We start from the raw sequence: 15,914 nt of genomic DNA on the forward strand, positions 1-15,914 counted from the left end.
ACGTATCCCTCCTTTTTTATTCATTTAACGCCGGAATTTGTATTCCTTTTTCTTTTGCAGTTTGAATGGCCTTATCATAGCCGGCGTCTACATGACGAACTACACCCATGCCTGGGTCTGTTGTTAAAACACGTTCTAGACGTTTGGCTGCTTCTTCCGTCCCGTCTGCTACTACAACCATCCCAGCGTGAAGAGAATACCCCATGCCTACTCCTCCTCCGTGGTGAACAGATACCCAGCTTGCGCCTGCTGCCGTATTTACTAATGCATTCAAAATCGGCCAGTCTGCTACTGCATCACTGCCGTCTTTCATCGCTTCAGTTTCACGGTTTGGCGACGCCACAGAACCGGCATCTAGATGATCTCTGCCAATAACGATAGGCGCTGACAGTTCTCCGTTTGCTACCATATCATTAATAATTTTTCCAAAGCGCGCTCTTTCTCCGTAGCCTAGCCAGCAAATACGAGCCGGCAATCCTTGAAACTCAATTTTTTCTCTCGCCATTTTAATCCAGTTGCAAAGATGCGTATTATCCGAAAACTCACGTAAAACGACTTCATCTGTTTTATAAATATCCTCTGGGTTTCCTGACAAAGCGACCCATCGAAACGGTCCTTTTCCTTCACAGAACTGCGGACGGATATATGCTGGGACAAATCCCGGGAAATCAAATGCATTCGTGATGCCTTCATCAAGCGCCACTTGGCGAATATTATTGCCATAGTCAAAAGCAACCGCGCCTTTTCTCTGCATCTCTAACATGGCTTGCACGTGGATAGCCATACTTGCTTTTGATTGTTTTATATATTCATTTGGATTTGTATTCCGCAATCTTTCTCCTTCTGCTAAGCTGACTCCAATCGGCAAATATCCGTTAAGCGGATCATGTGCCGATGTTTGATCCGTCACAATATCTGGGATAAATCCTCGCTCTATCATTTCAGGAAGAATCTCGGCTGCATTTCCAACTAATCCAATGGAAAGCGCTTTGCCCAATCTTTTTGCATCTTCAGCTAACGTGATTGCATCAGCTACACTTTCGACTACCGTATCGCAATATTTTGTTTCGATACGTTTTTCAATACGCGTGCGATCGACATCAATTCCAATTACAACGCCGCCTGCCATCGTAACGGCTAGTGGCTGTGCACCTCCCATTCCTCCTAATCCAGCTGTTACCGTAATCGTTCCTTTCAAAGTTCCGTTAAAATGCTGGTTGGCACACTCAGCAAATGTTTCATACGTTCCTTGAACAATGCCTTGGCTTCCGATATAAATCCAGCTTCCTGCAGTCATTTGTCCGTACATCATTAACCCTTTTTTATCAAGCTCATGGAACGTCTCCCAATTTGCAAAAGCAGGAACAAGATTCGAATTCGCTAATAAAACACGCGGTGCATCACTGTGGGTTTTAAAAACCGCAACAGGCTTACCGGACTGTATGAGAAGCGTTTCATCTTCTTCTAACTCTTTTAACGCTGCGACAATACGATCGAACGCCTCCCAGTTACGGGCTGCTTTTCCGATTCCTCCGTATACGACTAACTTTTCCGGATGCTCCGCTACTTCAGAATCTAAATTGTTTAGAAGCATGCGAAGAGCAGCTTCTTGTACCCAGCCTTTTGTCGTTAGTTCCGTCCCACGAGGTGCTTTCATTCCACTTTGTTTTGTCTCCATTTTGTTTTCCTCCTCTATAAAAATGAAAAACTGTTAAACGAACATTTTTATTACAGCGCTAGTTCATAATTAGTATCTTGCACAAAGGTTTTGAAATCAGCTGCTAACGCTTCAATATCACGTGAGAAAATTCGATCTTTAGTAATGGTTGGTACGGTTTTTCTAATTCTGGAATAAATTTTTCTTGTTTCCGAAGCCAGTTTATCCACTCCTTGAATATCGGCTGCTTGAGCCGCACAAATTGCTTCAATCGATAGCACTCTTCGTGTATTTTGGATAATTTGATAAGCATGACGTGCAGCAGTCGTTCCCATGCTGACATGATCTTCTTGATTCGCTGAAGATGGGATAGAATCGACACTTGATGGATGCGCCAATACTTTATTTTCGGAAACTAATGAAGCAGCAGCGTATTGAGTAATCATAAGCCCAGACTCTAAACCAGGATCTGCACTTAAAAATGCGGGAAGCCCGCTAAGCTGAGGGTTTACTATTCGTTCAATGCGCCGTTCAGAAATATTCCCAAGCTCTGCCACTGCAATTCCTAGAAAATCCATAGCAAACGCAATGGGCTGCCCGTGAAAGTTCCCTCCAGAAATTACTTTGCCGCTGTCGGCAAAGATGAGCGGGTTATCGGTTGCTGAATTAATTTCAATTAACAGCTTTTCTTTTACATAATTTAAAACTTGATAAATAGCACCATGAACTTGAGGAATGCAGCGCAATGAATAAGCATCTTGCACTCTTATTTGACCTTGAGAAGTAGTTAATTGACTGCCTTCTAAATACGAAAGAATTCGAGCAGCTACCTGCTGTTGTTCCGGATAAGGTCTTACTGCATGAGACTCGGGCATGAATGCATCTAAAATGCCTTGCAGGCCTTCTAACGTCAGTGCTGCAACCCCGTCAGCAAGATCAGCTAGCTTTTGAGCTTCAAGGTACGAAACTACTCCTACAGCTGTCATTGCCTGAGTGCCGTTGATTAAAGCTAGCCCTTCTTTTGCTTGTAATTGGATAGGCTCAAGCCCCGCTAGCTTTAAAGCTTCTTCTCCTTGCATTCGCTGACCATTATATACAGCTTCTCCTTCTCCAACTAACAGCAGCGCTAGATGTGATAATGGAGCTAAGTCACCGCTAGCTCCAAGTGAACCTTGACTTGGGATAACCGGCACTACATTTTGGTTTAAGCAATCGATAAGCAGCTGCAAGGTTTCCAGTCGTATGCCTGAATACCCTTTAGCTAATGCGTTCGCTCGTAAAAGCAGCATCACTCTGCTTATCTCTAACGAGAATGGCTCTCCTAGTCCGCAGGCATGACTGCGAATCAAGTTAATCTGCAGATCAGCTAAGTCTGTTTTTGAAATAACCGTATCGCTAAACTTTCCAAATCCCGTGTTGACTCCGTAAATGACGTTGTTGTTCGTAATGCTCTCTTCAACTAACGTTCTGCTTTTTTGTATATGTTCAACTGCGTGATCGCTAATTTTCACGGAGTATCCTTGGTAAATAACTTTGTAAATTTGGTCGAACGTCAGTGAATTTCCATCAATTTGAATAAACATCATACCCGCTCCCTTGTTAAACTGTAGACTACCTTTTCTTTTTGAACACAAAAAGGGGCTATATCAAAGAGGAAACAAGCTCCTTTTGATATAGCCCCCTATAAACTAACCTACTTACACTATGGGCTTTTATTAATAATCGGCATTTCAACTTATACATACAAACAATCGCTAAATGACTAAATCACTATACACTTTAAGCTGTACATCTTAAAGCAACTAGAGTATCTACACTAAGTATTACGCTAAATTAATCATTTGTCAATTATTATTTAAGAAAAATTTAAATAATCTGAAATAAAATGGTTTTTTCTTATAACAGCGATGATTCACGGCTGCATAATTTTATTTTTTAAACGTTATCGGACGTTCATGTCACTTGGGTGCGGACCCTTGCGGCGGTTGCTGTTTAACCCATTAATCTCTGCCATATCATCGGCAGTTAGTTCAAAATCAAACACGTTAAAGTTTTCTTCTATTCTAGACGGTGTAACTGATTTAGGGATGACAATTGTGTTGTTCTGTAAGTGCCAGCGCAATACAACTTGAGCCGGAGTTTTGCTATGTACTTCAGCAATTTTTTGAATAACCTCGTCTTGTAACACTTCTCCGCCTTGATCAAGAGGACTCCATGCTTCCACAAAAATATTATGTTTGGCACAAAACTCTTTTAATTCGTTTTGAGCAAGATACGGATGGCACTCAATTTGGTTTAAAACCGGTGTTACATCACATTCGTTTAACAAGCGCTCTAAATGCTCAATTTCAAAGTTGCAGACGCCAATTGCTTTTACTTTTCCGTCGTGATAAAGCTTTTCTAATGCTTTATACGTCTCCACGTACTCATCATATTGAGGCGTAGGCCAGTGAATTAAATATAAATCGACATAATCAAGTCCTAATCGTTCTAAGCTTTCATCAAATGCACGTAATGCATTTTCATAGCCTTGGTCGCTGTTCCAAACTTTTGTTGTAATAAACAGCTGTTCTCGAGGAACAGAAGATTCTTTAATCGCCTGGCCTACTCCTTCTTCATTTTTATAAATCATAGCTGTGTCAATAGAGGTATACCCAACCTCAATTGCTTTTGACACTGCAGCTGCTGCTTGGTTATCTTCTACTTGCCATACGCCAAACCCAAGCTGAGGCATTTTTAAACCGTTGTTTAATGTAACAATATTCATTTTACACGTCTCCTTTTTTGTTAAAAAGTTCAAAGTTTTAATGATGGTGCCAGCCGATCAGCATAGCAACCTGTCCCATTATAATGCCGACTGGGATTCCTATAATCATGGCTCCAAATCGAAATTTAAAAGACCATGCGCGCGGCACAAGGGAAAACAAATAAATCATACTCATCGTTGCCATACATGTACTGCTAAAAAAACTGACGACAGTGTGTAAATTTAGCATTACTTCTCCTCATTTCACTAGAACGTTTGCGCCTTTTCAATTTCATCATTTATCTTTCGTTCTAATGCCTATGTTTTCGCAGCCGACATAGTTACATTCGTCAAAGGGTTCCGTAATCCTGCTTTAATCAGTTAAAAATACTTTACCTACGTAACTTTTTCAATTAAAACGAATATGTGCTTTTAACTTCAAAGTTATGTATAATTTCTGTATATTAAAATAATAAGATTTTTTCACTGTAAAGAACAACTGCACGTTCTCTGTAAGGCAATCATACATATTTTCAAGAGTTAACGAAAGGAATGGATATAAAAAATGGCGATTGAAAAAGTAAAAGCATATTTTAAACAATACGGTATGGAGAATCAAATTATCGAAATGGATGAGTCCAGTGCTACTGTAGAACTAGCAGCGCAAGCTTTAAAATGCGAGCCGAAACGGATCGCAAAAAGTCTTTCTTTTAACGCCGAAGGAACTGTTCTATTGATTGTGGCAGCAGGAGATGCGAAAATTGATAACCGAAAATATAAAGAAGAGTTCGGAACCAAAGCAAAAATGCTTGGAGCAAGTGAAGTAGAAACGCTGATTGGTCATGCTGTAGGCGGAGTATGCCCGTTTGCCGTTAATGAAGGTGTTCACGTGTATCTAGATGAATCTCTGAAACGTTTTGTCACCGTTTTCCCTGCCTGTGGAAGTGGAAATAGTGCAATCGAATTAACAATACCCGAACTAGAAGAATTTTCGAAATGCTTAAAGTGGGTTGATATATGCAAAGGGTGGAATGAATAATTTAGGTGAATTACGGTACAGCTATACATAAAATAAATCAATCAGCACGCCAACAAGCTGAAACAGTTTTTGTTTCAGCTTGTTGGTGTATCTAAACGAATTTATGAAACAGCTTAACCCAACCTAGGTAAGAAACCCCTAAGAGAAATACAAAAAGAAATAGTAAAGGAATGTTCCTAGGGATAAAAAGCCAGCCGTCTAACGTATTCCACAGAAATTCACTTTTATTTGCTTTTCTCATCATTTTCACCTCAAGCAGATTTACTATTTTGTCTTCAAAAATTCTTTTACATAGTTATATACAGTATCTTCAACTTATGACCTTTTTTCAAGAAAAACGTGCACGGAAAATTGATTGAATGTGAATCTTTTTAATTCATACCCGCTATGTACTCATTCATCACCTTAGTTTCATCTGTAAAAAAGAAGAAGCCTACATGTTTAGATGCAGGCTTCTTCTAGTTGATTCAGTCTTTCCTTTGTTTGCCTAGTCAGGCCCTTTCGTTACGTATATCGGTTCATAACCAAAGTGCCTTGTGTCAGATACGAATATCTGCTTTCAATTTGCGGTAATACATTTGCTGAAGTCGCTGTTAAGCCTTTCAAAACTAATCAGTCCCTTCATACGCTAAGTATTTAACCTTTCACAACAACCATTTGCATGATAGCTGCTGTACTATATGTGTACCCCGTATTTATATAGTAAAACCTAAAAAAATAAATTTTTAGAATTTATAGCAAAGAAAATTTAGATACTATAAGCGAAAGAAGCTCGCCAGCTATTAGTCCCTCTTTTGCTTATCCTCACGCAGGCAAAGAAAAGCATTCGCAGTGAAATTGATCAAATTTATTTAATGTATCATTTGATCAATTTGTTGAAATGCATCTTCAAGTGAAGCATATCCATTTGTTTCTCCGTCGTTACCTTGAAGAGTCCATTCTTGCTTTTCTACTGCTAGTTTCCCGTCTTTATCTTTTATATAAGGTTTGTTAACCATAAACACATAATCATTCTTTTTTACTGTGTAGCCCAGATAATAGTGATTCCCTTCTCCTTCTTCTTCATATACAGAAACGCCTTGAAGGTTATATTTGTTTAAAATGTCATCCATATGATGAGTCAGTTCACTTACAATCGCTTCTCTTCCTACATATTCCACATTTCATACCCCTTTTCATTTTGATTTATACTTAGCATTCCCCTGAGCATATTCAATTACACTATCTTTCAAACGTTGTATAAACAAAGCGACTCAATATGAAATTCATTCATTACACAATAATAAAAAAGCTACCTCACTATTAATACAATGAAAAAACATTGCTAAGTGAAGTAGCTTTGTTGTTACCGAGATCTATAGAGAAACTTGATTATAGTTCAGTTAAAATAATCGGTTCACCGTTCGTTACAACAATCGTATGTTCACATTGTGCTACAAGACTATTATCAGGTGTAACAAACGTCCAGCCGTCGTCTCCGCGTTCAATGATATGATCAGCTTTCATAGAGATAAACGGTTCTACAGCAATAACAAGACCTTTTTTCAAAAGTGCTTTATCCATTGGATCATAATAGTTTAAAATGTGGTTAGGAGCGTCATGCAAGCTGCGGCCCACACCGTGACCCGTTAAGTTTTCAATAACAGCATATCCGTTTTGGTGTGCAAAGTTAGAAACAGCACGACCAATTTGGTTTTGTTTTGAACCAGCTTTTACTTTTTTCATAGCTGCCCAAAATGCATCTACTGCAGCTTGACACAGCTTTTCTTTTTCTTCGTCTTGCCCAATAACAAATGAAATACCGGTATCTGAATAATAGCCATCAAGTACGGCAGATACATCCACATTTACTAAATCGCCATCTTTTAATACGCGATCTCCCGGAATACCGTGAGCCACTTCTTCGTTTACACTAATGCACGTTACACCTGGGAAATTATATTCTTTTTCAGGTGCAGAAATAGCACCGTGTTCATCCAATATTTTTTTACCGATCATATCAAGCTCTTTTGTTGTCATGCCTGCTTTTGCTTGTTTTTTCATCTCTTCGCGCGCAAGTGCAACAATGCGTCCAATTTTGCGTAAACTTTCTAAATCTTGTTCGTTACCAATAATCATAAAAAAACACTTTCCTTCCTCGAAATATATATCCTATCCGATTTTATCATATTTTTATGAGGATTTTTCAAAAGACCTTTTAAGAACTAAAATGTACGATTAATTAGATTAGTAAGATATTTATCATATGCTAAACTTTCGGTTCTTAACCAATTAAATCCACAAAAAAAGAGGTTGAGACATACCTAAATCAAAAGAATCTAAAGACAGATAAATTGGATACATGAGCTGAACCGCTTGTTACACCGCAACAACAAAAAATCCGAACGATTAATAAAATTTATTAATCGTTCGGATTCACCTTTAACTAAAATACTTTTATTGGGCTTCTTTCTACATGATCGGCCTTACACCTTCATCAACAAACTTATTTCCAGGTCTTTTAAGCTCCAAATGGTCTCTTAATGTGCTTCCTTCATAGTCTAACCGAAACAAACCTCTCTCTTGTAAGATTGGTACAACAAGATTTACAAAATCATCTAAGCCAGATGGAAGCAAAGGACACTGCAGCATAAATCCGTCCGCTGCTTTTTCCTGAAACCATCTTTCCATTTCGTCCGCAATTTGAATGGGGGTTCCTACAAAGTTATCTTTCCTTGCAGCACCGAAAAATCGCGTATAAAGATCTCCTACCGTAAGTTTTTCCCTTGCTATAATTCTTAGCATCTCATCAAACTGACTTTGAATGCCATTCACGACTGGAAATTCCACCTCTGATGCAGGAGTATTTAGGGCATACTTGGTAAAATCCACGTTCCCCATATACCCAGAAACGAACTTTAATCCTTCATATGGATTCACTAGCTTTTGTAAATCGCTATATTTTTGAACTGCTTCTTCTTCTGTTCCTCCTACAATAGGGGAAATACCGTGAAGAATATGTAAATCCGCTTCTGTTCTATTGTATTCAGAAAGCCTTGATTTAAGGGATTTATAAAAGCTTTTGGCTTCTTCTATGTTATCTCGGTGAGCAAATACCACTTCTGCCGTTCTTGCCGCTAAGCGCTGTCCCGGCTCAGAAGAACCGGCCTGAACGATAACGGGCTGTCCTTGGACGGAACGAGCGATATTTAACGGCCCTTTTACAGAAAAATACTTACCTTTATAGTTAAGTTCATGTACCTTTTTAGCATCAAAAAACGCTCCGTTTTCTTTATCATATAAAAAGGCAGCATCTTCCCACGAATCCCATAACCCTTGAACAACATCAATAAATTCTTCTGCACGTTCATAACGGTGATCGTGTTCCCAATGAGTATCACGGTTAAAGTTTAACGCCGTTTCACCTGTTGCATCTGCTGTCGTCACAACATTCCAGCCCGCCCTTCCTCCGCTTACATGATCGACAGAGGCGAACTGACGCGCTAGTGTATAAGGTTCATTGTAAGTAGTTGAAGATGTGGCAACAATGCCAATTTTTTCAGTAGCTGCTGCCATTGCTGTAATGATTACAATAGGGTCAAATCGATTTAAAATCTGAGGGTGCGACTCTGCATTTACTGCTAAACTGTCGGCAATAAAGGCGATGTCAAATTTTCCTCTTTCAGCGGTTTGTGCAAGCTTTTGATACACAGAAGCATCGATGCTTGCGTCAGGCTTTGAATCAGGATGACGCCATGAAGCTACATGCATACCTGTGCCAATCAAATACGCGGCAAGTTTCATTTTTCGTTTCTTGGTCATTTCCCCATCCCCTATTTAGTACTTATTTTGTTTTATACGTGTCTTTGTACGTATTCAATTCTTTCAAGCTAATAAACGTTGGAATATAGTTTCCTTTGTATGTTTTTTTAATAAAGGCCGCCGTACCTTTTGATTGATATACTTTTACTAGCTTCTTGAAATACGTATTATCCTGATTTTTTTTCCTTGCAGCGATGACATTAATATAGGGCTTCGCTGTTTTATTTTCATGAATGAGTGCGTCCTTTAAGCTTAGACCCGCTTCCACAGCTACACCGTTGTTAATAATGGAAGCCGCGGTATCTTGCATGACGCGGGGAGTGCTTGCCGAATCAACGGGAACAATTTTTAAGTTTTTAGGATTGCTTTTAATTTTGTCCTCTCCTCCGTTACCATCAAAACCTTCGACCACTGTGATTAAATCTGCTTCCTGCAGCAAAACTAGTGCTCTTCCCCAGTTGGAAGGATCATTTGGAACAGCAATTTGAGCACCGTTTGGAATGTCTTTTAATGATTTATATTTTTCAGAATAAAGACCTAGAGGGGCAATGATGGTCGTTCCAATTGGCACAATATCCGTTCCGTTCTTTTGATTAAATGAGTCTAAATAAGCAACGTGCTGAAACGCATTTACATCTATTTCTCCTTCAGCTAAGGCTTGATTAGGATCGTAAGCTGAAGAAAAATTCACAAGTTCTATATCCAGGCCTTGTTTTTTTGCTTTCTCTTTTATAAATTCCCACGTCCTAAGTTCAGAACTTCGAATGCCTACTTTAATTTTAGCTTCTTTACTATTGGCACTGGATGAGGAATTAGAACATCCTGTTATGACGAGGATGAACAACAGCAGAAGCAGAAATATCGGTTTTTTCATTTATAACTCCCCTTTTAAAAAACTTGCTTCTAATACGTGTTTACACTCTTCTAATCTTGCGTTCTATGATGTTCCCTAAAGATTGAATACCTTGAACAATAATGATAAGAAGCACAACGGTGACTACAATCGTAATCGTGCTGAAGCGCTGATAGCCGTAAGTAATAGCTAAATCACCAAGCCCCCCGCCTCCGATAGCACCGGCCATTGCCGTTGCTCCAATTAACCCAATTGTGACAGTTGTTAAGCTTAAAATAAGAGAGGGAAAGGCCTCTGGAATTAAAAAACGGAATACAATTTGAGTTTTAGAAGCACCCATCGCTTGCGCTGCTTCAATAATACCTTCATTTACTTCAAGCAAAGAATTTTCAACGAGTCTAGCCATATAAGGTCCAATATGTAAAACCAGCGGAACAATAGCCGCCGTTGTACCGATAGTCGTTCCGACGATGAACCTTGTAAATGGGATGATCGCTACAAGTAAAATAATGAACGGAATCGAACGGAAAATATTTACAATAGGATTTAAAATTGAAAAAATAACTCGATTTTCAAGAATATGACCCTTGCGTGTTACAACAAGTAGAATTCCTAAAGGAATTCCAATTAAAGCCCCAAAAAGCAGGGAAGCACTAACCATGTACAGTGTTTCCCACAAAGCCGCTAGTATCAACTCTTGGCTTACTTCTAACATTCTCAACCACCTCTTCTATTTTTATATTTTGCTGGAGTGCATATAGTTCAGCTCGATCTATTTCTTCTTGTGTGCCAATTAATTCAATAATTAAGTGCCCAAATGGAATGCCCTGTAACTCCGTAATGTTTCCCAGTAAAATGTTCACCTGTACATTAAAGCGCTTTGATAAGGTTGAGATCACAGATTGACCGGAATTGCTTCCGAGAAAGCTAATCTTAAAAATCTTCTGATTTGAATTTCTAGTTTGTACTAATTCATACACGTTTTGCGGAATATCATCTCGAACAACGGACTGAACAAAATTTTTAGCAATTTCAGTATGTGGATTAGAAAAAATATCAAATACATTCCCTGTTTCAATAATCTTCCCGTCCTTCATCACAGCGACACGATTACAAATTTGCTTAATGACTTCCATTTCGTGTGTGATTATTACGATCGTAATTTGATATTCTTCATTAACTTTTTTGAGCAATTTTAAAATAGATTCTGTTGTATGGGGATCTAATGCCGAAGTTGCTTCATCACATAATAAAATAGAAGGGTTTGTGGCTAATGCACGCGCAATGCCCACTCTCTGTTTTTGACCTCCCGACAGATGATCGGGATATACACCAGCTTTGTCTTCCAAACCTACAAAATGAAGCAGCTCTTCTACACGTACCTTGATGTCTTTTTTTTGTTTTCCACTTAATATAAGCGGCATTGCGATATTTTCAAACACCGTTTTTGAATTTAATAGATTAAAGTGTTGAAAGATCATGCCGATTCTTTTTTTGTTTTTTCTTAGCTCCGTTTCAGACAACGTTGCTAAGTTTTCTCCATCTACGATCACTTCACCTGACGTCGGGTACTCCAGCAGATTAATCGTTCGAAGCAGTGTACTTTTCCCCGCCCCGCTTAATCCAATTACCCCAAATATGTCTCCTTTTTGTATCATTAAGTCAATGTCTTTTAGAGCTTCAACCTTCTTTGAACCACTCTCGAATACTTTTGAAACGCGTTGAAACTTTATCAAAAGAAACCCTCCTTTTCTTTCAAACTGTGATTCCTATTTCTTTTTTATTTATATAATTAAAAAGCTGGAACGACTGCTCCATCGTATTTGTCGTTAATAAATTTTTTAACCTTATCGGTAGTAAGTGCTTTTGCTAAACGTTGAATATTTTTATCATCTTTTTTCTCTTTCGTAGTCACTAAAATATTCACATAAGGAGACTCTTTCTTTTCAATAATTAACGCGTCTTTAGTTGGTTTGAACCCGCCTTCAAGAGCGTAATTCGTATTGATAGCTGAAGCTTCTACATCATCAAGAGAGCGGACAAGAAGCGGACCATCTACTGCCACAAAATCTAGCTTTTTTTTATTCTTTGAAATATCTTCAACCGTATAAGAGCTGCCGTCAGGTTTCTTGTTTAATTCAATGATTCCATTAGCCTCGAAAAGCTCTAGTGCACGTGAAAAATTCACCGGATCGTTAGGAACAGCAACCTTTGCTCCTTTGGATAAATCGCCAATTGATTTTATTTTTTTAGAATACACGCCAAACGGTTCAATATGAACATTTGTCACGCTGACAAGATTTAATCCACTGTCTTTATTCGTTTGCTCTAAGTATGGCGTATGCTGAAAATAGTTGGCATCTAATTCTCCATTTGCTGTTTGTTCATTTGTCTGTATGCCGTCTTTAATATTTACAATATCCAACTTTATACCTTCTTTTTTCAAATCGGGTTCCACATACTTTAAAATTTCGGCATGCGGGGTGGAAGCTGCTCCCACTTTAAGAACTACATCTTCTTTCTTGTCGCTATTTTGGCCCGATGCTTTTTCTTTATTTCCACATCCTCCCACAACAGTAATCACTGCTAATAATGCAAAAAGCCATACAAATTTCTTCATTTCCCTCTCTACCTCCACCATTTGTGATGCATTAAATATATAGTGTTAATCTGCTGCCACTAAAAAAGACAAAAACTCTGAGGGAATCCTCGTCATTTTTGTCTCCATTCGTCTGGTCGACTGTTCTATTTCCACTATATGTTTAACAAACATTTTTAAATCCGATAATTCCTATAAGAATTTTAAACCTTTTGAAAAATATACCAAACATCTTTTTAACTGTCAATTTAGTATTCGTAAACTTTGAGATTACATATTTTATTTGGGCTGGTTGTACTTAGGTGCTTCAATCAAGCATTAGATAAAAAGTCTAAAAAATTTAACCAAAATGTTTATACTGCCCAAAAATAATACTTTACAAATCGGAATAATCAACCTAATATAAACTTCATATTAATCATGCCGTCTGGTCAACCAGAGGCTCTTCAAACGTATCGATAACGTTTGAAGAGCCTCTTTTGTTTTATAGACAAGTAATAAAACTTTAAGATGAAATGAGGAAAATCCATTAAAACCATTCAGCAATCAACAGAAATAGTCTGAACACTTGCCGGTCATTCACCCGTTAGTTATAGAAGAACTAAAGATTTGTTCCATTTAAATAAGAAGCTCACGCACCTAGAATGCGTGAGCTTCTTATTTTTATAGTCAGCTGTCTTTTTTTAACTTCCTTGCTGAATAATTCCCTAGGGATTGTATCAACTGAACAATAATAATCAAAATTAAAATGGTTGTATACATAACAGTCGGCTCAAAACGTAAGTGTCCGTATTGAAAAGCTATGTCTCCAAGCCCTCCTGCTCCAACAAGCCCTGCCATCGCCGTCGCTCCAATAAGACCAATAGTAGCTATTGTCAGCCCAAGAATGATACCTGAACGTGCTTCTCTAACAACAACACACCAAATAATTTTTGGAGTTGAGATTCCCATTGATTGATAAGCTTCTATGATACCTTTATCTACTTCAAGTAATGCAGATTCCATTAACCTAGCTATATAAGGGGCTGTATACACAACTAAAGGGACAATAACACCTTGTACGCCAATTGTAGTACCAGCAACTAGTTTAGTGAATGGAAGGATGAAAAATAATAAAATGATGAAAGGAATGGATCTAATAATATTAATAATCCAGTTGCACGTTCGATATACCCACACATTTTCAGCTTGACCACCTGGTCTTGTCATTACTAAGAAGATTCCCATTGGTAAACCAATGATGATGGCAATAATTAACGAGATAATGGTCATCGTAGCAGTTTGTACTAACCCTTCCCAGATTACACTTCCCCACTCATTAAAGAAAGCAGCCATTTAGTTTACCTCCTCTACAATTACGCCTTGATTTGTTAAGTATGTAATCGCTTGTTCATATTCTTCCTTTTCACCGCGTAAATGAACGAGTAACTTACCAAGAGTGTGGTTTTTTAGCTGTTCAATTCCCCCTGCTAATATGCTTGGCAATACATTGAATTTCCGAGAAACTAAAGCTAAAGCTGGTTCTTTTGAAAGCTCATTTCCAACAAAGTGCAAAGAAACCAGCTTGCCGGTACTGCGATAAGACGCCATTATTTCAGACGGAATAGTGAAGGTATTTTCAGATTCTACAAAGCGTTTTGTTGTCGGATGCTTAGGGTTAGTAAAAAGGGAAACGACTGTACCTTCTTCTACGACGTGTCCATTTTCCATAACGGCAATTCTGTCACAAATGCGCTGTACCACATTTAACTCATGCGTGATTAAAAAGATTGTTAAGCCAAGCTCTTTATTAATCTTTAACAGTAAGCTCAAAATGGCTTCGGTCGTTTCGGGATCAAGCGCACTAGTTGCTTCATCACTTAATAAAATCTCAGGTTCATGCGCTAACGCACGAGCAATAGCAACACGCTGCTTCTGCCCGCCGGAAAGCTGTGAAGGATAATGATTTTGTTTATCTAAAAGTCCTACGATTGATAAATATTTTTCTACGCGCTCCTGAACTAATTTTTTGTTTACTCCTTCTAGCTTTAATGGAATCGCTATGTTGTCGTAAACTGTTGCCGTTTTTAATAAATTGTAGCCTTGAAAAATCATGCCGATTTTTCTTCTCGTTTTCTGCAGCTCTTGCTTACTTAGCTTTGATAGATTTTTTCCATCAATGATGACTTCTCCAGAAGTTGGTTTTTCCAATAAATTGATGCAGCGGATTAATGTGCTCTTTCCAGCTCCGCTATAGCCAATAACACCGAATACTTCACCTTTATTAATCGTTAACGAAACATCTTTAACAGCTTCTACTGCTTTTCCGTTCACTTTATAGGCTTTAGAAGTTTTCTTCAGTTCAATCATTCTAGCCCCTCCTTAAAATGCCGGTACAACGGAACCTTTAAATTCTTTTTCTATATATGCACGAATTGTATCTGAATGATAATATTTTTCCAATTCATCAATAATGTCATCTTGTTTATTCTCTGTACGGACAACAAAATAGTTTGGATATGGATTATTTTTTATTTTTTCATGATAGATTGCATCATCATTAATCGATAATCCCGCTCCCATTGCGAAATTTGTATTAATGGCTGCTGCAGCTACTTCATCCAACTGAGACGGAAGTTGAGACGCCTCTAACTCTACGATTTGAAGATCAAGCTTATTTTCAGAAACATCTTTTTTAGTAGCCGTTGTTTTCACACCATCTTTTAACTTAATAACTCCTGCAGATTCAAATAGTTTTAGCGCGCGATATTCATTGCTCGGGTCGTTTGGTACTGCAATTTTATCTCCTTTTTTGAGCTCACTAACATTTTTAATACTATTTGCATAAATACCCATCGGAAAAGCTACTGTTTTGAACACATCTGTAATCTTATAATTTTTATCTTCCACTTGCTGCTTTAGAAAAGGTAGAGTTTGATAGTTGTTACTATCTAAATCATGTTGATCTAATGCTGTATTAGGAGTGTTATAGTCGTTAAAGACTTTTACCGTAATATCAATGCCATCTTTCTTGGCTAATTTTTTCACCTGCTCTGTAATTTGCTGGTGAGGTCCACCCGTTACACCAATTGTAATTTTTTTCGAATCTAATGCTTGTGCTTCTGATTTGCCGCAGGCTGCTGATACCAACAGCGATGCTGCTACTAAGGTAAGGCCAATTGCTTTTGTTACTTTTTTCATGTTTTTATTCTCTCCTTTATTTTCTCCATAAAAAAACGC

General features: G+C 38.1%; 15 protein-coding genes. 1 reads left to right on the forward strand and 14 read right to left on the reverse strand.

Annotated features, from left to right (window positions below):
* Nucleotides 1-16: 16 nt before the first annotated feature.
* The 4 genes from hutU to POF52_RS07020 all read right to left on the reverse strand — a co-directional run bounded on the left by hutU (nucleotide 17) and on the right by POF52_RS07020 (nucleotide 4,653).
* Nucleotides 17-1,678 carry a urocanate hydratase gene (gene hutU / locus POF52_RS07005; protein WP_271991319.1) on the reverse strand — a complete coding sequence of 554 codons (1,662 nt, stop codon included), beginning with the start codon at nucleotides 1,676-1,678 and terminating at the stop codon, nucleotides 17-19.
* A gap of 50 nt (nucleotides 1,679-1,728) precedes the next feature.
* Complete coding sequence (gene hutH, locus POF52_RS07010; RefSeq protein ID WP_176583810.1) at nucleotides 1,729-3,240, reverse strand: histidine ammonia-lyase; 1,512 nt, start codon at nucleotides 3,238-3,240, stop codon at nucleotides 1,729-1,731.
* Between the two features lie 359 nt (nucleotides 3,241-3,599).
* Nucleotides 3,600-4,424, reverse strand: coding sequence for an aldo/keto reductase (locus POF52_RS07015; RefSeq protein WP_128821010.1), 825 nt, complete (start codon nucleotides 4,422-4,424; stop codon nucleotides 3,600-3,602).
* A 37-nt stretch (nucleotides 4,425-4,461) separates the two neighbouring features.
* Nucleotides 4,462-4,653: a hypothetical protein gene (locus POF52_RS07020; RefSeq protein ID WP_042451917.1), complete on the reverse strand. Its 192-nt coding sequence runs from the start codon at nucleotides 4,651-4,653 to the stop codon at nucleotides 4,462-4,464.
* 315 nt (nucleotides 4,654-4,968) lie between these two features.
* Between POF52_RS07020 and POF52_RS07025 the strand changes: the two genes are divergently transcribed.
* Nucleotides 4,969-5,442 (forward strand): YbaK/EbsC family protein, encoded by a 474-nt coding sequence (locus POF52_RS07025; RefSeq protein WP_271991328.1) that lies wholly within the window; start codon nucleotides 4,969-4,971, stop codon nucleotides 5,440-5,442.
* A gap of 851 nt (nucleotides 5,443-6,293) precedes the next feature.
* On the opposite strand, the gene POF52_RS07030 is transcribed toward POF52_RS07025, so the two are convergent.
* The 10 genes from POF52_RS07030 to POF52_RS07075 form a co-directional block, all read right to left on the reverse strand.
* Nucleotides 6,294-6,602 (reverse strand): DUF5634 family protein, encoded by a 309-nt coding sequence (locus POF52_RS07030; RefSeq protein ID WP_013082510.1) that lies wholly within the window; start codon nucleotides 6,600-6,602, stop codon nucleotides 6,294-6,296.
* A gap of 211 nt (nucleotides 6,603-6,813) precedes the next feature.
* Complete coding sequence (map, locus tag POF52_RS07035; RefSeq protein WP_014460782.1) at nucleotides 6,814-7,560, reverse strand: type I methionyl aminopeptidase; 747 nt, start codon at nucleotides 7,558-7,560, stop codon at nucleotides 6,814-6,816.
* 333 nt (nucleotides 7,561-7,893) lie between these two features.
* Entirely contained in the window at nucleotides 7,894-9,243 is a 1,350-nt protein-coding gene (locus POF52_RS07040; protein WP_271991329.1) for an LLM class flavin-dependent oxidoreductase, read from the reverse strand.
* A gap of 22 nt (nucleotides 9,244-9,265) precedes the next feature.
* Nucleotides 9,266-10,117, reverse strand: a complete 852-nt coding sequence (locus POF52_RS07045) for a MetQ/NlpA family ABC transporter substrate-binding protein (protein ID WP_271991330.1) — start codon at nucleotides 10,115-10,117, stop codon at nucleotides 9,266-9,268.
* Nucleotides 10,118-10,157: 40 nt separating this feature from the next.
* Nucleotides 10,158-10,811 (reverse strand): methionine ABC transporter permease, encoded by a 654-nt coding sequence (locus POF52_RS07050; RefSeq protein WP_013056305.1) that lies wholly within the window; start codon nucleotides 10,809-10,811, stop codon nucleotides 10,158-10,160.
* Nucleotides 10,750-11,832 (reverse strand): methionine ABC transporter ATP-binding protein, encoded by a 1,083-nt coding sequence (locus POF52_RS07055; RefSeq protein WP_271991333.1) that lies wholly within the window; start codon nucleotides 11,830-11,832, stop codon nucleotides 10,750-10,752. The genes POF52_RS07050 and POF52_RS07055 overlap by 62 nt, the downstream gene beginning before the upstream one ends.
* Nucleotides 11,833-11,888: 56 nt before the next feature.
* Nucleotides 11,889-12,716: a MetQ/NlpA family ABC transporter substrate-binding protein gene (locus POF52_RS07060; protein ID WP_271991335.1), complete on the reverse strand. Its 828-nt coding sequence runs from the start codon at nucleotides 12,714-12,716 to the stop codon at nucleotides 11,889-11,891.
* A 648-nt stretch (nucleotides 12,717-13,364) separates the two neighbouring features.
* A complete protein-coding gene (locus POF52_RS07065) occupies nucleotides 13,365-14,030 on the reverse strand; it encodes a methionine ABC transporter permease (RefSeq protein WP_271991337.1) in 666 nt (221 codons plus the stop codon).
* Nucleotides 14,031-15,044, reverse strand: a complete 1,014-nt coding sequence (locus POF52_RS07070; protein ID WP_271991339.1) for a methionine ABC transporter ATP-binding protein — start codon at nucleotides 15,042-15,044, stop codon at nucleotides 14,031-14,033.
* Nucleotides 15,045-15,056: 12 nt separating this feature from the next.
* Nucleotides 15,057-15,875, reverse strand: coding sequence for a MetQ/NlpA family ABC transporter substrate-binding protein (locus tag POF52_RS07075; protein WP_271991341.1), 819 nt, complete (start codon nucleotides 15,873-15,875; stop codon nucleotides 15,057-15,059).
* Between the last annotated feature and the right edge of the window lie 39 nt (nucleotides 15,876-15,914).

The sequence above is a fragment of the Priestia sp. AB genome (assembly GCF_028369225.1).
Taxonomy (GTDB): Bacteria; Bacillota; Bacilli; order Bacillales; family Bacillaceae_H; genus Priestia; species Priestia megaterium.